Source organism: Psychroserpens sp. Hel_I_66 (assembly GCF_000799465.1).
Lineage (GTDB): Bacteria > Bacteroidota > Bacteroidia > Flavobacteriales > Flavobacteriaceae > Psychroserpens.
Map to the genome: position 1 here is coordinate 3,159,616 of NZ_JUGU01000001.1, position 20,577 is coordinate 3,180,192.

Annotated in this window: 19 protein-coding genes; 11 read left to right on the forward strand and 8 right to left on the reverse strand. The window is 33.8% G+C overall.

The window, feature by feature from the left end:
• Nucleotides 1–44 precede the first annotated feature (44 nt).
• A complete protein-coding gene (gene metG / locus GQ40_RS14010) occupies nt 45–2,111 on the reverse strand; it encodes a methionine--tRNA ligase (protein ID WP_047549703.1) in 2,067 nt (688 codons plus the stop codon).
• An 81-nt stretch (nt 2,112–2,192) separates the two neighbouring features.
• Here metG and GQ40_RS14015 point away from each other — a divergent pair, with 81 nt between their 5' ends.
• From GQ40_RS14015 to GQ40_RS14025, 3 genes are all read left to right on the forward strand, one after another.
• The gene (locus GQ40_RS14015) at nt 2,193–2,822 is read left to right on the forward strand and encodes a hypothetical protein (protein WP_047549706.1); all 630 of its coding nucleotides are present in this window, start codon (nt 2,193–2,195) and stop codon (nt 2,820–2,822) included.
• Between the two features lie 39 nt (nt 2,823–2,861).
• Nucleotides 2,862–3,875, forward strand: a complete 1,014-nt coding sequence (locus GQ40_RS14020) for an LD-carboxypeptidase (RefSeq protein ID WP_052184272.1) — start codon at nt 2,862–2,864, stop codon at nt 3,873–3,875.
• Between the two features lie 97 nt (nt 3,876–3,972).
• The gene (locus GQ40_RS14025) at nt 3,973–4,332 is read left to right on the forward strand and encodes a YraN family protein (protein ID WP_047549709.1); all 360 of its coding nucleotides are present in this window, start codon (nt 3,973–3,975) and stop codon (nt 4,330–4,332) included.
• 454 nt (nt 4,333–4,786) lie between these two features.
• On the opposite strand, the gene nadD is transcribed toward GQ40_RS14025, so the two are convergent.
• From nadD to GQ40_RS14040, 3 genes are read right to left on the reverse strand one after another with little or no spacing between them, the layout of a single operon-like run.
• A complete protein-coding gene (gene nadD / locus GQ40_RS14030) occupies nt 4,787–5,365 on the reverse strand; it encodes a nicotinate (nicotinamide) nucleotide adenylyltransferase (RefSeq protein WP_047549711.1) in 579 nt (192 codons plus the stop codon).
• On the reverse strand, nt 5,366–5,959 hold the full coding sequence (gene gmk / locus GQ40_RS14035) for a guanylate kinase (RefSeq protein WP_052184273.1): 594 nt from the start codon (nt 5,957–5,959) through the stop codon (nt 5,366–5,368).
• A gap of 51 nt (nt 5,960–6,010) precedes the next feature.
• Nucleotides 6,011–6,868 (reverse strand): YicC/YloC family endoribonuclease, encoded by an 858-nt coding sequence (locus tag GQ40_RS14040; RefSeq protein WP_047549713.1) that lies wholly within the window; start codon nt 6,866–6,868, stop codon nt 6,011–6,013.
• Nucleotides 6,869–6,973: 105 nt separating this feature from the next.
• Here GQ40_RS14040 and GQ40_RS14045 point away from each other — a divergent pair, with 105 nt between their 5' ends.
• Nucleotides 6,974–7,450 (forward strand): acyl-CoA thioesterase, encoded by a 477-nt coding sequence (locus GQ40_RS14045; RefSeq protein WP_047549715.1) that lies wholly within the window; start codon nt 6,974–6,976, stop codon nt 7,448–7,450.
• On the opposite strand, the gene GQ40_RS14050 is transcribed toward GQ40_RS14045, so the two are convergent.
• Nucleotides 7,442–8,335: a DMT family transporter gene (locus GQ40_RS14050; protein ID WP_047549717.1), complete on the reverse strand. Its 894-nt coding sequence runs from the start codon at nt 8,333–8,335 to the stop codon at nt 7,442–7,444. The genes GQ40_RS14045 and GQ40_RS14050 overlap by 9 nt on opposite strands.
• Entirely contained in the window at nt 8,328–8,687 is a 360-nt protein-coding gene (locus GQ40_RS14055) for an arsenate reductase family protein (RefSeq protein ID WP_047549719.1), read from the reverse strand. The genes GQ40_RS14050 and GQ40_RS14055 overlap by 8 nt, the downstream gene beginning before the upstream one ends.
• 72 nt (nt 8,688–8,759) lie before the next feature.
• Between GQ40_RS14055 and GQ40_RS14060 the strand changes: the two genes are divergently transcribed.
• On the forward strand, nt 8,760–9,215 hold the full coding sequence (locus GQ40_RS14060) for a DinB family protein (RefSeq protein ID WP_047549721.1): 456 nt from the start codon (nt 8,760–8,762) through the stop codon (nt 9,213–9,215).
• 4 nt (nt 9,216–9,219) lie between these two features.
• Nucleotides 9,220–10,467, forward strand: a complete 1,248-nt coding sequence (locus GQ40_RS14065) for a cation:proton antiporter (RefSeq protein ID WP_047549723.1) — start codon at nt 9,220–9,222, stop codon at nt 10,465–10,467.
• On the opposite strand, the gene GQ40_RS14070 is transcribed toward GQ40_RS14065, so the two are convergent.
• On the reverse strand, nt 10,464–11,186 hold the full coding sequence (locus GQ40_RS14070; RefSeq protein WP_197052681.1) for a DUF3298 and DUF4163 domain-containing protein: 723 nt from the start codon (nt 11,184–11,186) through the stop codon (nt 10,464–10,466). The genes GQ40_RS14065 and GQ40_RS14070 overlap by 4 nt on opposite strands.
• A 145-nt stretch (nt 11,187–11,331) precedes the next feature.
• On the opposite strand from GQ40_RS14070, the gene GQ40_RS14075 reads away from it, so the two are divergent.
• Entirely contained in the window at nt 11,332–12,471 is a 1,140-nt protein-coding gene (locus tag GQ40_RS14075) for a cystathionine gamma-synthase (protein WP_047549727.1), read from the forward strand.
• A 76-nt stretch (nt 12,472–12,547) separates the two neighbouring features.
• Here GQ40_RS14075 and GQ40_RS14080 read toward each other — a convergent pair whose 3' ends face one another.
• Nucleotides 12,548–13,366 (reverse strand): THC0290_0291 family protein, encoded by an 819-nt coding sequence (locus GQ40_RS14080; protein ID WP_047549729.1) that lies wholly within the window; start codon nt 13,364–13,366, stop codon nt 12,548–12,550.
• A gap of 223 nt (nt 13,367–13,589) precedes the next feature.
• Between GQ40_RS14080 and gdhA the strand changes: the two genes are divergently transcribed.
• From gdhA to GQ40_RS14100, 4 genes are all read left to right on the forward strand, one after another.
• The gene (gene gdhA, locus GQ40_RS14085) at nt 13,590–14,933 is read left to right on the forward strand and encodes an NADP-specific glutamate dehydrogenase (protein WP_047549731.1); all 1,344 of its coding nucleotides are present in this window, start codon (nt 13,590–13,592) and stop codon (nt 14,931–14,933) included.
• 126 nt (nt 14,934–15,059) lie between these two features.
• The gene (locus GQ40_RS14090; protein ID WP_047549732.1) at nt 15,060–17,426 is read left to right on the forward strand and encodes a two-component regulator propeller domain-containing protein; all 2,367 of its coding nucleotides are present in this window, start codon (nt 15,060–15,062) and stop codon (nt 17,424–17,426) included.
• Between the two features lie 8 nt (nt 17,427–17,434).
• Nucleotides 17,435–18,154, forward strand: coding sequence for a DNA repair protein RecO (gene recO / locus GQ40_RS14095; RefSeq protein WP_047549734.1), 720 nt, complete (start codon nt 17,435–17,437; stop codon nt 18,152–18,154).
• A 4-nt stretch (nt 18,155–18,158) separates the two neighbouring features.
• Nucleotides 18,159–20,567, forward strand: coding sequence for a TonB-dependent receptor (locus GQ40_RS14100; protein WP_047552002.1), 2,409 nt, complete (start codon nt 18,159–18,161; stop codon nt 20,565–20,567).
• The last annotated feature ends 10 nt before the right edge of the window (nt 20,568–20,577 follow it).

The following is a 20,577-nucleotide window of genomic DNA, read 5'->3' on the forward strand; positions in this document are numbered from 1 at the left end:
GTTTAAATTTTCTTTGGTAACTCCAAAAATTAGGCCATCGATAATTAACTTATCTGCAAACCACTTTTAACCTGTCTATCAGGATTTACAAAAACCAATTTGCCATCTGCAGTTTCGGTCATTAAAATCATACCTTCACTTTCTATACCTCTTAAAGCTCTTGGTGCCAAGTTGACCAAAACGGTGACTTGTTTACCAACAACTTCTTCTGGAGAAAAACTTTCTGCAATCCCAGAAACGATGGTTCTTGTATCAATCCCAGTGTCTACTTTTAATATGAGCAGTTTTTTAGTTTTTGGCATTTTTTCTGCGGAAATAATAGTGCCCACACGCATATCTAATTTTGTGAAATCCTCAAAAGCGATGAGGTCTTTTTGAGGTTCTACTTTAGCATTTTCTATCATGTTAGCTTTTTTACTTGCTTCTAATTTTTCTAACTGTTCATCAATGGTTTTATCTTCAATTTTACTGAATAACAATTCACCTTCTCCAATTTTGTGTCCTGAAGGGATGAGTATTTTCTTTGTTGAAATATCTTTCCAAGAATTTTCGATTCCGCTTGAATTTGCGAAAAGCATATTTTTCAATTTTGCTGAAGTAAAAGGTAAAAAAGGTTCGCTCAAAGTTGCTAAAGCGCTAGCGATTTGTAACGCTACAAACATAATTGTTTTTGTCCGCGCTTCATCTGTTTTTACCAGTTTCCAAGGTTCTTCGTCTGCGAGGTATTTGTTTCCAAGACGAGCGAGATTCATCAATTCTTGACTTGCTTCTCTAAAACGATAGCGTTCAATAGAACTTTCAATCACTGCTGGATAGGCTTTTATGGCTGCTAAGGTTTCATTGTCAACTTCAGAAAACTCTGAAGCTTCTGGTACAACACCTTCGTAATATTTGTTGGTAAGAACGACGACTCGATTTATAAAATTTCCGAAGATAGCCACCAACTCATTATTATTTCTAGCCTGAAAATCCTTCCAAGTAAAATCATTATCCTTAGATTCTGGTGCGTTTGCTGTCAATGCATAGCGCAACACATCTTGCTGGTTTGGGAAATCCTCTAAATAATCTGGAAGCCAAACTGCCCAGTTTTTTGAGGTAGATAATTTATTGCCTTCTAAGTTTAAAAACTCATTTGCTGGCACGTTATCTGGTAAAATATAAGAACCTTCGGCTTTAAGCATTGACGGGAAAATAATACAGTGAAACACGATATTATCCTTGCCAATAAAATGTACGAGTTTGGTGTTTTCATCTTTCCAGTAATCTTCCCAGTTTTTACCTTCGCGAGCTGCCCATTCTTTGGTTGCAGAGATATAGCCAATAGGCGCGTCAAACCAGACGTAAAGCACTTTACCTTCGCCTCCAGGGACAGGAACGGGAATTCCCCAATCGAGATCACGTGTTACTGCCCTTGGTCGTAAACCATCGTCGATCCACGATTTTACTTGTCCGTAGACGTTGGGCTTCCAATCTTTTTTATGTCCTTTTAATATCCAATCTTTTAAAAACTGCTCGTGTTTATTTAATGGTAAAAACCAATGTTTTGTCTCTTTAAGAGTAGGTACGTTACCCGTAATTGCCGATTTTGGGTTGATCAAATCTGTGGCATTTAAACTAGAACCGCAGTTTTCACATTGGTCACCGTAAGCTTCTTCGTTTCCACATTTTGGGCATGTTCCTGTAACAAAACGATCTGCTAAGAATTGTTTAGCCTCTGCATCGTACAATTGTTCAGTAATTTCTTCTACGAATTCATGTTTGTCATAGAGTGTTTTAAAAAACTCTTGGGCAGTATCATGGTGAATTTTTGCAGAGGTACGTGAGTAGTTGTCAAACGTTATTCCGAAGTCTTCAAACGATTTTTTTATAATCGCATGATACTTATCAACGATATCTTGAGGCGAAACGCCTTCTTTTTTAGCTTTGATGGTAATTGGTACACCGTGTTCATCACTTCCGCAGATAAAAGCCACATCGTTTCCTGTTAATCTTTTGTAGCGTGCATAAATATCTGCAGGCACATACACACCAGCTAAATGACCAATGTGGATTGGACCGTTTGTGTATGGTAATGCTGCGGTAATTGTATATCGTTTTGGTTCTTTAGACATGAATTCTAATAATTTAGAAGCAAAAATAACCAATATGTTCTTTTATAACAGATTTCTTTAATTTAGATTTGAGAAAAAACTATGAAAATATTACTAGTCGCAATAATTTTTCTTAGTAGCATATCATTTTGTCATTCACAGAAAGAACAGGATTCGATTCCTAATAAAACGAACCCGATAATTTATTCTGAGTTATATTTTGGATTGGCTGGAGGAAAAGGAATAGGGCTTGTGGTTGGTGGCGAACTCAATTACCAAAATAAAAATGATTTGTTTACAGTTAGATATGGTTATCAAACCTTTGCAACGTTTGGAGGCACATCTCTTGGTTTTATTGGAATTCCCTCAATTGAAACAACTTTAAATAACCATGAAATTGGTCTTCTTTATGGTCAACGCTATGTGAAAGATGGTCATTCTTTTAGTTTTTCGGGAGGTATTTCTACAAATTATTCTATTGGTGAACAACGTAATAATGAAGAATTGCTAAAACAATCACAACAGTATCTTGGGTTTCCTTTTGAGATCAATATTAAATGGTTTAAAAAAGCAAAGAAGCGATTTAGAGCTTATTATGGTTTGATTCCTATTGGTAAACCAACATCTTTTGGTAGGAGTTTCGGATTCAAATTATATGGCAACATTTCAAAGTATAGTTATGCTGGTATAGGTATTAATTATGGCTTTGGTTGGCATAAAAAGTATGAATAAGCGTTATTAATTTTGTGAAATATCGTGTACATTTACAATATGTCAAAAAAATTAACTTTAATACTATTGTTAGCGCTATCTTTTTTCTTCGGAAATCTAACCGCACAAGAAACTGTTAATCAAAAAACACCAACTGCTTTGATACAACCAGAATATCTTAAAGCTGGAGATACCGTTGCCATTGTAGCACCTTCAGGAATTTTAAAAAATAGAACTGATGAAGTTGACCAAGCAGTAGCACTCTTAAAAAGTTGGGGCTTGCATGCAGTGATTGGAAAACACGTGTTTAGTAAAGACAATCATTTTGCAGGTACCGATGCAGAGCGTTGTGAGGACTTCCAGAAAGCGATGGATGATCCAACAATTAGTGCTATTTGGTGTGCTAGAGGAGGTTATGGTACGGTAAGAATTTTAGATAAACTGGACTATACAAAATTCAGGAAAAAACCAAAATGGGTTATAGGTTATAGTGATATTACAGCACTACATAATCAGCTTCATAACGAAGGCTTTAAATCCATACATGCGTTGATGTGCGTTAGTTTGACCACCGATCTAAGCGACATAGATTATACCATTGAGACTTTTAAAAATGCCATTTTTGGGAAGCCTGTAGGATATGATTTAGAAGCCTCTCCCTACAATAGATTAGGAAATGCAAAAGGACAATTGGTTGGTGGTAATCTAACGATACTTCATACCATGTTGGGATCAAAAGAAAGTATAGATACCAAGGGGAAAATCATCTTCATTGAAGAAATCGGAGAATACAAATACCATATTGATCGTATGTTACAGAGTTTAAAACGGGCAGGATATTTTGACAATTGTGCAGGAGTTTTGGTTGGAGATATGAGCAGGATGAGAAAAAATACGACACCTTGGGGGACATCTGTTGAACAACTTATCGTGGATGCTCTATCAGATTACGATTTCCCAATAGCGTTTGGGATGCCTGCTGGACATGAAAAAAACAACTATGCGCTTATACTTGGTCAAGACATTGAACTTAATGTTGCAGGTGATAAATCTTTGGTTATTTTAAGAGAATAAATGACTTAATACGATTCATATAAACCTTACTATAATCCGACTTGTCTTTTGAAAAATTTACAATTAATAGCAAAAAAGGTAAAAACAATCCGTAATTATGGCAAACCACAATGAACTTGGTCAAAAAGGAGAGGAGATTGCTGTCGATTTTTTAATTAAAAATGGATTTGATATAGTAGCTCGTAATTATGTTTATCAAAAAGCAGAAGTGGATATCATTGCAAAAAAAGGAGATATTTTAGCTATAATTGAAGTTAAAACAAGAACCAGTGCAGATTTTGGTGATCCTCAACAATTTTTAAAACCAAAGCAAATACAACGTATTATTAAAGCAGTAGATTTTTTTGTAAATGATAATGATATGGATGTTGATGTGCGATTTGATATTATCGCCATCGTACTAAATAAAAAGGGAATGACTTTGGAGCATTTAGAAAATGCCTTTTATCACTTTTAAAAAAAGATTGATAAACTAATTAAGATTAACGAATAGTAACAAGCATTAATCACTTTATCTTTATTATTTAGAGCTAGATAGCGGTTAAATTCATTTCTAACTAATTTTGAAGATACGCTAAAAGATAAAATTATTACCGCTAAAAAGATAAACCAATATAAAGAATCTGGATAGTTCAAAAAGTAACTTGTAGCTATATACGAAATTATCAATAACGCCGAAATAGAGAACTTAATTTTCCCCATTTTACTTAAATTATTACGACGAACACACTCTAATATCTTATATATCAAAAGGGTTGCGAGAGAAAATCCTATAATAAGTGTCGTACTCATTTATAATTACAAATTAGAATATAAAAATATTGATAATTTTTAATGTATAAAACTATTTTAGGAATTTAGTTTTATCATTATCTAAACGTTTAACGTAAGAAAAAGGCTATTATTGCTGTTTATTTAAAAAAATTCATTTCGTCAATATATTCCCACACATTTTCTGGCAACATTGGTCTTACATTCTTACCGTCGTTAATAGATGTACGAATAAAAGTAGAAGATAGTTCTATTATGGGTGCATTTATTTTAATAATCTTATCATGATCATTAAATCGTGTTTCAATTGTTCCTTCGGAAATTCTAGGATAAACGTAGATATCATGGTTTTCTAAGATAAGTTCATAGTTTTTCCATTTATGGAAACTTTTCAAATTATCTTCTCCCATTATTAATGAAAATTTATGTTTAGGATGCTTTTCTAAAAGATAGGTTAATGTGTCTATAGTGTAATTAGGTTGTGGCAAATTGAACTCAATATCACTTGGCTCTAGTTTAATGTAATCTTTGGTAGCCCGATACACCATTTCATAACGTTGGCGATTATCCAAAAGTGAATTTTTCTTTTTAAAAGGGCTCAGAGGTGTCACTACAAACCATATTTTATCCAAACTGCTATGCTCAGCTAAATGATTTGCAATAATTAAATGACCTACGTGGATTGGGTTAAAAGTCCCAAAGTACAAACCAATTTTCATCTATTCTTTTTTAAGAAAATTGGATACCAATTGATACGCATCATCCAACGCTTTGTCTAAATCCTTGTTAAGTACAGTGACATCAAAAAGTGGAGCTGTGGCTAATTCTGCTGGAGCTTTTGCAACTCTCATATTAATTTTATCTACACTTTCTTCACCTCGTTCCTTTAGCCTAATAACAAGTTCATTAAGATCTGGTGGTCTTACAAAAACAGCTAATGTTTCATTAGGGAATTTCTTTTTTATTCGTAATCCTCCAGACACATCTATATCAAAAATAACGTTCTTTCCTTTTCCCCAAATGCGTTCAATTTCGGTTTTCAATGTTCCGTAGAAATTATCACGATACACTTCTTCCCATTCTAAAAACTCGTCGTTTTTTATGCGGTTCTTAAAATCTTTACTGTCTAAAAAATAGTAATCTTTCCCGTGAACTTCATTTCCGCGTTTTTCTCTTGAGGTTGCTGAAATTGAAAACTCCAAGTTGAGTTCCTTCTGTCTTAATAAATGTCTAACAATCGTTGTTTTCCCAGATCCTGAAGGGGCTGAAAACACAATTAATTTACCTCTGTTTTTATTTTTGATTTCTGACAAATTAAACGTTTTAATAATGTATTGGATTTTGTGATTAGAACCTGCTAACTTTTAAAGCACATTCAATAATTGTTCCTTAATTTTCTCTAATTCATCCTTCATCTGCACGACCAATTTTTGCATTGGAGCATGATTTGATTTTGAGCCAATGGTGTTTATTTCACGTCCCATCTCTTGCGAAATAAAACCTAATTTCTTTCCGTTAGAATCTTCAGATTTTAATGCCTTTTGAAAATAGTCCAAATGGTTTTTTAAACGTACTTTCTCTTCGGTAATATCAAATTTTTCTATGTAATAAACGAGTTCCTGCTCAAACCTATTCTCATCAACTTTCTCCTTAATGTCTGCGATACCTTTTGCTAATCGCTCTCTCACACCATCAATACGATCTGGATCCATTTCAATAACATCATCTAAAAGACGGGAAATATTTGCTACACGATCTTTAAAATCTGCTTCCAAACTTTTGCCCTCATCTAACCTGTACAATTGTATTTTTTCTATGCTAGAATCAATTGCGCCAGAAATCTCTTTCCATTCATCTTCGTCTATTTCATCGCGCTCTGTAGTTAGAGCATCTGGTAAACGAATCGCCATTTTTAATAATTCGGTATCATCGCCATCAACCACTTCTCTTAATTGTTTGATGTATTGCTTTACAACCGTTTTATTGATTTGTGTAGAGGTTTCTTCGCCCGTAATTTCCATGTACAATGAAAAATCGACCTTTCCTCTCACCAATTCCGAAGAAATAAGCTTTCGTATGGCTAATTCCTTTTCACGATACATCGAAGGCATACGTGTATTGAGATCTAAATTTTTACTATTTAAAGATTTGATTTCTATAGATATTTTTTTCGTCGGAAGTTGTAAAACAGACTTCCCATATCCTGTCATTGATTGTATCATGCACGAGTTTTAAAGTTGAGCAAAGGTAACGAAAATCATAAAGTTATAAAGCGCAACGCTAGGCTTTATAAAAAACAATAACTTTGCAGACTTAAAAAATAAGATATGTACAAAAAAGATTTTGAAATTAGATGGAGTGATGTTGACGGTAATGGGCATTTGGCAAATTCTGCTTACTTAAATTTTATGAGCCATACACGAGTTGGCTTTTTAAACGAACATGGTTTCTCCATGAAAAAACTCATAGAATACGGGATTGGTCCTGTGGTTTTTTCTGAGCAGATTCACTATTTCAAAGAATCCTTTTTAGGGCAAACCTTAACCGTTACGCTTACTGTTGCAGGACTTAGTGAGGATGGCATGTTCTTTAAATTTGAGCACAATTTTTACAATGAAAAAGGAAAACATGTGGCAACTTGCGATATTTTGGGCGCTTGGATGGATTTAAAAACGAGAAGCTTGACCATTCTTCCGGAATATCTAAAGGATTTGGTGGCGAAATTTCCGAAGTCATCAAACTTCAAAACGCTAACAAAACAAGATACACGCCAATCTGGGAAAAGACCTCAAGATCTAAGTTAAAACCTTTGGTTTTTTGGTGACCAAGTACACACCAGAAAAAATTAAGCACATCGCTATAATTTTAATGGAGTCTATAGTATCTGCTCCCATCAATATTGCAAAAAGTCCAGCAATGACTGGTTGTAAATAGATAAAAACACCAACGGTTGAGGCTTTGAGTGATTTTAATGCCAACGGGTTTAAGAAGTAAGTTCCAAATGTGGCTCCAATAATAACGAACAGAACCGAGAACCAAATGTATGGCGAGAAACTGCTCCATATGATCTCTGTTGTTTGTCCGTATCCAAATGGCAATACGAGAATCAAACCAAAAAGAAAAAGCCATTTGATAAATGAAAACGGATGGTATTTGGCAGTTAATTTTTTTACAATAATCACGTAGATACTGTACGAAATAGCGTTGATAAAAATAAAAATATTACCAAGTATAACGTTATCTCCAACACGGTCAGAATCTCCTAGAGCTGTTAATAGAACACCTCCAAAAAACGCTAATAGAATACCTCCAATTTTAAGTCTGGTCAGTTTTTCATTTAAAAAGAAAATAGACAATATCATGATAATTACAGGTGTAATCGTCATTATCACAGACGCATGTATAGGTGAGGTGAGTTCTAATCCTTTTAGGAATAAAATCATATTGATACCAACTCCAAAAACAGCTGCAAAAAATATAGTAATATAGTCTTTTGGCGCTATTTTTTCGCTCTTAAAAACCAACCCCATCAACCAGAATAATACTGCTGCTCCAGCAACCCTAAGCACTACAAAAGCAAAAGGCTTGACGAAATTTTCGTTCATTACACTTTTGGCGTAAGTATAGTTCAATCCATAGAGCAATTGCACCATAAACAATGCAATTAGGGCAAATGTGCGACTATTCATTTTTTTGAATAAAAGCCTTTGCAGCTTCTACGGTTTTTGAACTATTACCAATAAAAATATGACTGTTATAAACTAAAACTGGTCGTTTTAAAAATGTATAATGTTTTAAGAGGTAGAATTTAAAATCCTCTTCATTAAGGTTTTTATCTTTTAGATTTTCAGATTTGTAAAGTTGGGCTCTTTTAGAAAACAAAGCCTCAAAACTGCCTGCTAATTCCTTGAGGTGATTAATTTGTTCTTCGGAAATTGGACTGGATTTTATATCATGTAATTCAATATCACTCGGAAGGTCGAGTTCTTTGATGATCCGATTGCAAGTGCTGCAGCTTTTTAGATAAAAAAAAGTCTTCATGGCTTAGTTTTAGAATTGCAAAGTAAACGGATTTAAAAAGAAATTTAGTTACTTTTAAAAAAAATTACAGATATGAACTGGGCTTTTGACATTACCTTAAAAAATAGAGCGGTTTTAAAATCGTTTATAGAAAGTTATACTTTAGAAGAACTTAATAAAATTCCAAAAGGATTTAATAATAACATTATTTGGAACATTGCTCACACCATTGCAGTGCAACAATCATTAGTTTATAAATTATCTGGGTTGCCACCAGTAATTTCCGAAGAAATGATAAACACATTTAAAAAAGGGACCAAACCTGAGCGTGATTTATCACAGGCGGAAGTTGATGAAATTAAAGGACTGCTGTTTTCAACAATTGAAAAGACTAAAGAAGATTACGATGCTAAAATATTCACCAGTTTTCATACCTATACCGTAACAACTAAGAACACCTTAACCAATGTTTTGGAAGCTATTGAATTTAATAACTTCCATGAAGGCATCCATTTAGGTTATATTCTCGCACTAAAAAAATCACTTTAAGTTTATGGATTATTATGCAATTGCATCTGTTTTAATAGTATTATCAGCACTGTTTGGTTATATAAATGTCAAATTTTTAAAACTACCAATTACCATTGGTTTAATGCTCATAACTATAGTGTTTACGATGATTGTAGTAGCTATTGGGCAGTTTGATGACACTTTATTATTACGAGAAAAAGCACTCATTTCGCAAATTGATTTTAAAACGGTTTTATTGGATATTATGTTGAGTTTCTTGCTATTTGCAGGAGCATTGCACACCAATTTCAACCAACTAAAAATACAGCGTTGGCCAGTATTGGTATTTGCTACATTAGGCGTTTTAGTGTCCACATTTTTGGTTGGGATTCTCACGTTTTACTTACTTAAATTACTCGGTCTCGATGTAGAGTTCATTTATTGCTTACTATTTGGAGCATTGATTTCTCCAACAGATCCAATTGCGGTTTTAGGAATATTGAAAAAAGCTGGAGCACCAAAAAAACTCGAAACCAAGATTGTTGGAGAATCACTATTTAACGATGGCGTTGGTGTTGTCGTTTTCTTAACCATATTTTCTATAGCAGCGCAACCAGATGCAGCCATAGAGTTTAGTGCAATTGCCACATTATTTGGTCAGGAAGTATTGGGTGGTATCGCACTTGGGCTTGTTTTAGGCTATATTACTTATAAATTATTAAAATCTATTGATGATTATGAAGTTGAGGTCATCATTACCATTGCAACTGTAATGGGAGGGAGTTTGCTGGCTCACCAATGGCATTTGTCTGCACCTTTGGCAATGGTAACCGCAGGCCTGATTGTAGGTAACGATACCGTTAGAAAAAACTCAATGTCTAATGTTACAGAGTTGTACGTTGATAAATTTTGGGAACTTCTCGATGTACTTTTAAATACCTTGCTTTTTGTAATGATAGGTATGGAAATGCTCGTATTGACCTTTCACACGACTTATATTCTAGCAGGTTTGATCGCTATCCCACTAGTATTGTTGAGCAGGTATATTTCATTATGGCTACCCATCAAATTCTTTGATAAAAAACTTCAATTCGTAAAAAACACTAATTTAATTATGACTTGGGGAGGATTACGTGGCGGAATATCCATCGCGCTTGCACTTAGCTTAACCCAAGATATGTATCGAGAACTATTTTTGGTTATTACGTATGTAATCGTAGTATTCTCTATTATTGGGCAAGGTTTAACTGTAGAGCCAATTATAAAACGTTTATCAAGAGATGCCGATTAATGGATTTTTAAAAGGTCTTTTACTTCGGAAAAAGGAATGCTAAACTCAATAATGCCTCTAGAGTAAGATGCAATCTCATAGGGGTTGTACAACACGATAAGACCTTCATCACTGTAGCCTAACGTTTCTGGTAGCTGAAAATCTTTTCCGAAGAAAAAATCTTCTATAGGCTCGTTTTTAGCATTGCTTTCAACCTCACTGTTGAGCTTTTTTTCTATAACTTCGGAAAGTGCTTCCATATTTGAAATCAAGTCTTTTTTGCTCAATAATTTTCCAGTTAAAGGATCAAAATTGAAGAATCTCACATTGGTGTTTCCGTGAGCTCCACCAGTATCTAAATATGAATTGATTGAGATACATATTATTTCTGGAGTGCGATAGGTCACTTCTCCATCAATAAACACTTCCCATGGTTTTTGTGAGTCAGGAAAATCTTGTTTAAACCTATTATACTCATTATTAAATTGACTGATCGCGTCATCAATTGATTTTTGATTTGTATCGTCTTCAGAGAAATTAGTTTGACTTACAATATAGTCCTGCAAGGTTTTATTAATTGTATTGGCAATATCTTTTGTGCCTTCTGCTTTTGGATAGTTAATGGCGACGTTTGCACCATCTGCTGTTTCGATATGTTCTTCTTCAAACTCAATTTTCACTTCTTTATCGCATGAAAACACTAAGAGCAAGACTCCAATAAGTAGAATATTATTTTTCAATTTTTTTGGGATAGTATTAAACATAGAATAAAGGTATTACTTAAGATTTGAATACAACGAATTAAACCCTAAATTTGTTATTAACCACATAAAATTTTAATGGTAAATAATTGAGAATCTTCTAATTCTAACTGAAATATAATTTATGAAATTCAATACAAAAACAATTCATGGTGGGCAAAAGCTTGATCCAGCGTATGGTAGCGTTATGCCACCAATTTATCAAACGTCAACTTACGCACAAACAACTCCAGGAGGTCATAAAGGGTATGAATATTCTAGGAGCTCAAACCCGACGCGCACTGCTTTAGAGAATTCTCTGGCAAGTATAGAAAATGGAAATTATGGATTGGCATTTGCCTCTGGCTTAGCTGCTATTGATGCAATTATTAAATTATTTGAGCCAGGTGACGAAGTCATTTCAACTAGTGACCTATACGGTGGGACTTACAGATTGTTTACAAGTATTTTTGAAAAATTCGGGATCAAATTCAATTTCATAGGTATGGAAAATGCTTCTAATATTGAAAATTATATGAACGATAAAACAAAATTGATTTGGGTTGAAACACCAACAAATCCAATGTTAAATATTATTGACATCAATGCTGTAGCTACTATTGCTAAAAAGCATGATATACTTCTTGCGGTAGATAATACGTTTGCAACTCCTTATCTTCAACAACCTTTAGATTTGGGAGCAGATATCGTTATGCACTCTGCCACAAAATACTTAGGTGGCCATAGTGATTTAGTTATGGGAGGCTTGATTGTAAAAGATAAAAATTTGGCTGACCGTTTATACTTTATTCAAAATGCAAGTGGAGCAGTTTGTGGTCCCCAAGATAGTTTTTTAGCGTTAAGAGGGATTAAAACATTGCATATTAGAATGCAGCGTCATTGTGAGAATGGTAAAGCTGTTGCCCATTTTTTAAAGAAGCACCCAAACATAGAAAATGTATATTGGCCAGGATTTGAAAGTCATCCAAATCACCACATTGCAAAGGAACAAATGAAGGATTTTGGAGGTATGGTTTCATTTACAACCAAAGGTAATAATTATGAAGAGGCCATTAAACTAGTTGAAAATTTAAAAGTATTTACTCTTGCTGAATCGTTAGGTGGTGTTGAGTCTTTAGCTGGACATCCAGCGAGTATGACGCATGCGAGTATTCCTAAAGAAGAAAGGGAAAAAACAGGTGTTGTAGACTCTTTGATTAGATTAAGTGTTGGTATAGAGGATGAAGATGATTTAATTGCAGATTTAAAGCAAGCGATAGGATAATAGTTCAATAACAACACAAACTAAAAAGACCAAGTTGATTACAACTTGGTCTTTCTTAATAATGATATATTTAATTTTAATTTAAATAATAGATATAACCGAAGTTTAACCAAACAAGCCAATCGTTAGCTTTATTAGATTTTAGATTATGGTCTAAACCGTCAACTCTATCTCCGAAGAAATATTGCCATCTCAAATCAATCATTAAATCTGATAAAACGGTCAATTTATAACGAGACCCTACACTACCAACAACAGACCACGCTGTAGAATTACCAGTGAATAAAAATGGATCTTCATTAAAGTTTGGGTCGGTTGCATTTACCCAAGGTTGGAAAAAATTACTTGAGTCATTAATATTTGTTGATCCATTATAGTTCGTGTAAACCTCTGGATTGTAAGATGTAAAATGAACTCCTAAACTTACAAATGGTGCAAACGAATAGCCAAAAGATTGAAATGATCTTATGCTTTTTGGAAAAAATTCAAGTTGTGTACCAATATCTAGATTTTGTGCGATACCTGAATGACTTCTTAACCGTTCTGCATTTTCGCTAGTACGTGAGGCATCGACCCACTTGCCAAAATGATTCAATTTTGTGCGGTTCCATGAAACTTCATTTCGTATTTTAAAGTGATCGTTAAAAAAAGTATCTGTTGAATAACAGTTACAATCTGCCCTGTAAGCGAAATTTATATAATGAACAATTCCTATTCCTATACCAGTGTTTCCAGCGTTGGTTTCAAGATCGGTACGTTCTCCAAAATCTGACTGAAATGCAACTGGCCCAGCAATAACGCCTATTTCATGTGAAAAACCAAGCTGGGAGTGGCCTACATTTATGCCCAGCATAAAAATTAGCACAAAAGTTAATTGTTTAAAATTAAGCGTCATAGGTCATAATTTATAGCAAGGCTTATTGGTAAACAAATATATAAAATATAGATGAACTACCAAATAATTAGACGAAATGTAGATTTATCCGAACAACGACACATTGTCAAATTAATACTTAATTAACTTTTCACTGAGAATATTAAAAATATTAATTATACATTTTAAAGATAATGTATCTTTGTACTAGTAAAATCAATTTAGATTATTAATATAGCAATTTATGAAAGATAAAATTGAAGCTTTTTTAAAGCTCGTAAAAGAAAAAAATAGCCATGAAACTGAATTTTTACAGGCTGTTCACGAGGTAGCAGAAACAGTAATTCCTTTTATTGAGGAAAATCCTAAGTATAAAGGTAAGATGCTTTTAGAGCGCATGGTCGAGCCAGAAAGAACGATAATCTTTAGAGTGCCTTGGATTGACGATAAAGGAGATACTCAGGTAAATAGAGGGTTTAGAGTTGAATTTAATTCTGCTATTGGACCGTATAAAGGTGGATTGCGTTTTCATCCTTCAGTAAACTTAAGTATTCTTAAATTTTTAGGATTTGAGCAAGTATTTAAAAATTCATTGACAACACTTCCTATGGGTGGAGGTAAAGGAGGATCGGATTTTAATCCTAAAGGAAAGAGTGATAATGAAGTCATGCGTTTTTGTCAATCATTCATGACAGAATTATTTAGACATATTGGTGCAAATACAGATGTGCCAGCAGGAGATATTGGAGTAGGTGGTCGTGAGATTGGATATTTGTTTGGACAGTATAAAAGATTGCAAAATGAATTTACTGGTGTTTTAACCGGAAAAGGTATTAGCTATGGTGGTTCATTAATTAGACCAGAGGCGACTGGTTACGGTTGTGTTTATTTTGCTAAAAATATGCTAGCCGAAAAAGGAGATTCTCTAAAAGGTAAAACAGTAATTATTTCTGGTTCTGGCAATGTTGCACAGTATGCTTGCGAGAAGGCAACCCAATTGGGTGCAAAAGTGGTAACGATGTCAGATTCTTCGGGATACATTCACGATAAAGATGGTATTGATGCAGAGAAACTAGCTCATATCATGGAAATTAAAAATGTGAATCGCGGTAGAATTAGTGAATATTTAGATAAATATAGTGATGCTACTTTTCATGAAGGAGAAAGACCTTGGTCTGTAAATTGTGATATTGCACTACCTTGTGCGACTCAAAATGAGCTTAATGGTGATGAGGCAAAACTTTTAATTGACAACAAAGTTATTATTGTTGCTGAAGGCGCAAACATGCCAACAACACCAGAGGCGATTGAGGCATTTCAAAAAGCAAAAGTTTTATTCTCTCCAGGAAAAGCATCTAACGCAGGAGGAGTAGCTACATCTGGATTAGAAATGAGTCAAAATTCATTAAGACTGAGTTGGACTAGAGAAGAGGTAGATGAAAAGCTTCATAAAATTATGGATGATATTCATGCGTCTTGTGTTGAATATGGCACAAGAGAAGATGGATATGTAGACTATGTTAAGGGAGCAAATGTTGCAGGTTTTGTGAAAATCGCAGATGCTATGTTAGCTCAAGGTGTAGTTTAAAAGATTAAAATAATATTTTAATAAAAAGCTTTCAGTTTAAAATTGAAAGCTTTTTTTATTTGGACGACTATATTATATTCTATAAAAAGTCGTTAGATATAAATATATTTGATAAAAATTATTGATATGTTTAAAAGAATAGTATTTATCCTTTTAATTTTATTGTCCTTTAAAAGTTTTTCACAAGAGTTCTCTTCTTTGTGGGAAGGATACTTTTCTTATTTTGAAATCAAGGATATCACACAGGGAGATGATAAGATTTTTGCAGCTTCAGAAAATGCTATTTTTAGTTATGACGTTTTAACCAATGAAATTAATAAGATTACTACTATTGAAGGACTTTCCGGAGAAACAATTTCAACAATTAGATATAGTGAGAGTTTTGATTTGCTCGTTGTAGGTTATGAAACGGGACTTATGGAAATTGTCTTTAATTCTTCCGAAGAAATTTTATCTGTTGTGGATATCTTAGAGAAAGAAAGTATTTCACCTGTTCTAAAAAAAATAAACCATTTTAATGAGCATGATGGGCTTTTGTATATTTCTACAGATTATGGGATTTCGGTCTATGATTTAAACCAATTGCAATTTGGGGACACTTATTTTATTGGAGATGGAGGCGGTCAAATTGCAATAAATCAAACAGCTGTTTTTGATAACTTTATTTATGCAGCCTGTGGGTCAAACAGTGGTTTGAGAAAAGCAAGTTTAGATAATGATAACCTTATTGATTTCCAGCAATGGTCTACAATTAGTTTTGGCAATTATGTTGCAGTCCAAACTGTAGGAAACAATCTTTGTACAATTGATCAAAACAAAATATTGTATGAGGTCGTAAGTGATATTTTGAATTCATTAATTACCTATCCAACTTTGCCGGTAGAGGTTAAATCGGTTGATTCAAAATTAATAGTCGCTCTTAAAGAAAATGTGTTTGTTTATGATGAGAATTTTGTACAAATTCAAACTGCTTCAACTAGTGTTGATTATGATACAGATTTTACTTGTGCAACAATTAACAACGATGATATCTATATTGGTACAAACTCAACGGGTATTTTAAAAACAATTTCTGGAGATTCTCAATTTGATTTGATTTTACCAGATGGACCCTCTAGTAATTCTGCATTTAAAATTCAAACAGGTGTAGATGCGTTGTGGGTAACTTATGGGGATTATACAGTCTCATTTAACCCTAATCCCCAAAGGTCAAGAGGAATTAGCGTTTTAAGAGATTCCGAATGGAACAATATTCCATATGATAGCCTACTCAATGCTAAAAACTTGGTTGATGTAGTAATCAATCCATTTAATCCTAGTCAAGTATTTATTAGTTCTTTCCAAAATGGTATTTTAGAAATGAACAATGAGGAAGCAACTATATTATACGATCAAGATAATAGTGGGCTAGAATCTCTTGTTGTACCAACCAACCCAAATATTATAAGTATTCGTCAATCTGCGTCAAAGTTTGACCGTAACGGATTGATGTGGACACTAACGTCAAAAGTAGATAGAGCTTTAAAATCATACGATCCTTCTACAGGTCAATGGCAAGGATATAGCTTTTCTGAGTTAATACCTACTGCACTTTCAGGAGAACAAGGATTTGGAGATTTAGAGATAGGTGGTGGTATGAAATGGATTTCGTCTTTTTCCAATGGAGTTATTGGATATAATACTGAAACACAACAAATAAAAAATGTTTCATCTGAAGAACAAAATATGCCATCATCTCATGTAAGAGCAATTGCATTAGATAGTAGAAATCAACTTTGGATAGGGACTATTAGAGGACTAAGAGTTTTATTTAATACATCAGGGTTTGTCGATGATCCAGATCCTAGCGTTAATGAAATTGTAATTTTAGAAGATGGTATACCAACCGAATTACTCTCGAATCAATTTATTACAGATATAAAAGTTGATGGATCAGACAATAAATGGGTGGGTACATTAGATTCGGGTATTTTCTACTTTTCACCAGATGGACAAGAAACCATCTACCAGTTTACTACAGCCAATTCACCCTTACCTTCAAATTCAATTGCAGATATTTCAATAGATCCAGAATCTGGTAAAGTTTATATAGCTACAAACAGAGGCCTTGTTTCCTTTTCTTCAGGTGGAACAAAACCCCAAGAAACTTTAGACGAGGCTTATATATATCCAAATCCTGTGAGACCAGAATATGATATTCTAGGTTTTGATGATTTAAACAATATCAATAACGGAATTAAAGTATCTGGACTTACTGAAAATGTCAACATTAAAATAACAGACATTGAAGGAAACCTTGTTGCCGAAGCACAATCTAGAGTCAATCAAAGGTCTTCTAGACAAAACTACAATTTTGCAATTGATGGTGGAACGGGTATTTGGAATGGCAAAAACCTAAGAGGCAATATCGTTGCTACTGGAGTATATTTATTTCTAATTTCAGATTTAGATTCTTTTGAAACTAAGGTCTTGAAAGTACTGGTCGTTAGATAAATTTCAATATGCTTATTAAAACCAAAGTAATAGTTATCTCTAAATTAAAATATAGGGATAATGACCTTATTGTAAAATGTTTTACACAGCATAGAGGTGCGGTAAGTTATTTGCTAAAAGGTGTTTTAAACACCAAAAAAGGAAGTTCTAAAGCAGCGTATTACCAACTGCTCTCACAACTTCAAATTGAAGAGAATTACAAGCAAAACCAATCCTTGCAATTCATTAAAGAGGTTAGATTAGACTACAATTTTACAACGCTTCATACCAACCTCTATAAAAGTTCAATAGTCATGTTTCTTTCTGAAGTTTTAGCCTCTGTATTAAGAGAAGAGGAGGAGAACACACAATTGTATTCTTATCTAGAAACCACCTTTAGATGGTTGGATGTCAAAGATGAGTTTTCTAATTTTCACTTGCTGTTTCTCTTAAATCTCACTAAGCATCTTGGTTTTTATCCAGACATTTCAGACACAAACCGAATGTATTTTAACCTAAGTAGTGGTCTTTTCCAATCTACAAAGCAGGACAATTATAGTATTTCTGGTGAAAATTTAACAATACTAAAACAGCTCTTAGGCATAAATTTTGATGCACTAGATCAAATCAAATTGAATTCTAAACAAAGACAATCCTTTCTGGCAATGCTATTGTTATATTTTGAATTACATTTGGGCACTTTTAAAAAACCAAGATCTTTACAAATTTTCAACCAAGTTTTTAATTAATTTTATGAAGTTTAGGCTTTCAATTTTACTCTTATTTTCGATTATAATTTGCAATTCCCAAACGGTAACAGTTTTGGAGGAGGGAACAAATGAGCCTATATCTGGTGTAAGTATTTTTAATTTGGAGAAAGACAAATCTGTTATTACAGATTTGGATGGTAAGGCCTTACTAAATGATTTTAGACTTGATGAGGTTATCTATTTTCAGAATTTATTATATAAAAAGAAATCAATAAAAATCTCAAATAAGGATCTTGATTTTACGGTCTATCTGGTTCCTAAAATTGAAGATTTAAATCAAATTGTTATTTCTGCTTCAAAATTTGAACAAAGCAAACGAGATATTCCACAAACTATAGTAAACATTAGTGCTAAAGACATCCAGTTTCAAAATCCCCAAACCAGTGCAGATCTTTTGGAGAGCACAGGAAATGTTTACATTCAAAAAAGTCAATTAGGTGGTGGTAGCCCGATTATTAGGGGTTTCTCAACAAATAGACTTTTAATTACAGTTGATGGTGTTAGAATGAACAATGCCACCTTTAGGGGAGGAAATCTCCAAAACGTAATCTCAATTGATCCATTTACAATTCAAAATACCGAAATAACACTTGGTGCAGGATCTGTAGTCTATGGAAGTGACGCCATTGGCGGTGTGATGAGCTTCTATACTCAAAAACCACAATTATCTTATAAAGATTCTCTGTTTTTTAGCGCCAATGCTGTAGCGAGGTATGCAACTGCCAATCAAGAAAAAACAGGTCATTTAGATGTTAACTTCGGAATAAAAAAATGGGCATTCCTAACTAGTGCAAGTTATACAGATTTTGATGATTTAAGAATGGGAAATCACGGTCCTGATGATTATCTAAGACCAGAATATGTAGAGACCATAAATGGAGAAGATGTGATTGTTCAAAACGAGAATCCTCGCATTCAAACTCCCACTGGCTATGACCAAATTAATTTTTTACAAAAAGTAAGATATGAGCCAAAAGAAGATTTAAGTTTTGATCTAGGTTTGTATTATACAACAACTTCAGATTTCCCTAGGTATGATAGACTCATACGATATCGTGGCGATGAATTACGTTCTGCAGAGTGGAACTATGGCCCACAACGTTGGTTTATGGGTAATATTCAAATGACCAAATTGAGCAGTCGTTCTAATTTGTATGATAAGTTACAGGTCACTTCAGCATATCAAAATTTTCAGGAAAGTAGGTTTGATAGAGACTTTCAATCTAATATTAGAAATATTAGAGAAGAAGCAGTAGATGCTTATTCTTTCAATTTAGATTTAGAAAAAGAAATGAGTGGTAAAAGCACTCTTTTTTATGGTCTCGAGTATGTGTATAATAATATATATTCAAGTGGAGACGAGTTAAATATAGAAACAAATATCTCAACCCCCACAGTATCTAGATATCCAGACGGTTCCAATTGGCAGTCTATGGCAGCATACGCCAGTTTTAAATATAAGCCCAATCCAAAATTTGTATTTCAGTCTGGATTGAGATACAATCATATCATTGCCAACGCAGATTTTACCGAGAATAATGAGTATTTGAATTTACCTTTTGATTCGACAAAACTTGATGCAGGAGCGTTAACGGGAACAGCAGGAATTAGCTGGATTCCTAATGAAATAATGCAATGGAAATTAAACGCATCTACAGCCTTTAGAGCGCCAAATATCGATGATATTGGTAAGGTGTTCGATTCCGAACCTGGATCTGTCGTTGTGCCAAATCAGGATTTAAAACCAGAATATGCTTATGGAGGCGAGTTAGGACTTAAACTAAATTTCGATAATATTTTTGTTGTTGACTTAGCCACCTACTATACCTTTTTAGACGACGCATTAGTGCGTAGAGATTCCACTTTAAATGGCGAGTCGCAAATAGAATATGATGGCGAATTAAGTAACGTACAAGCTATCCAAAATGCATCAAAAGCTTGGATTTACGGTTTTGAGGCAGGCATACGACTTAATTTTACCGAAAACTTTAAACTCACATCCCAATACAATATCATTGGAGGAACTGAAGACGAAAATGGTATAGAAGTTCCTGTAAGACACATTGCCCCAAGTTTTGGGAACACGCATCTAGCATGGGAAAATGGAAAATTTCAAACCGACGTTTTCGCTGAGTACAACAACGAATTATCATTTAGCGAGTTGGCGCCTTCAGAGCAATCAAAAGATTATATATACGCTTTAGATGCAAACGGAAACCCCTATTCACCCTCTTGGTACACCTTAAATTTCAGGACGAGATATCGCTATTCCGAAGCTATTTCGGTAACCGCATCCTTAGAGAACATTACAGATCAACGTTACCAAACCTACTCGTCTGGAATTGCTGCTCCTGGAAGGAATTTTATTCTTTCACTTCGTTATACCTTATAAAAAAAAAAGA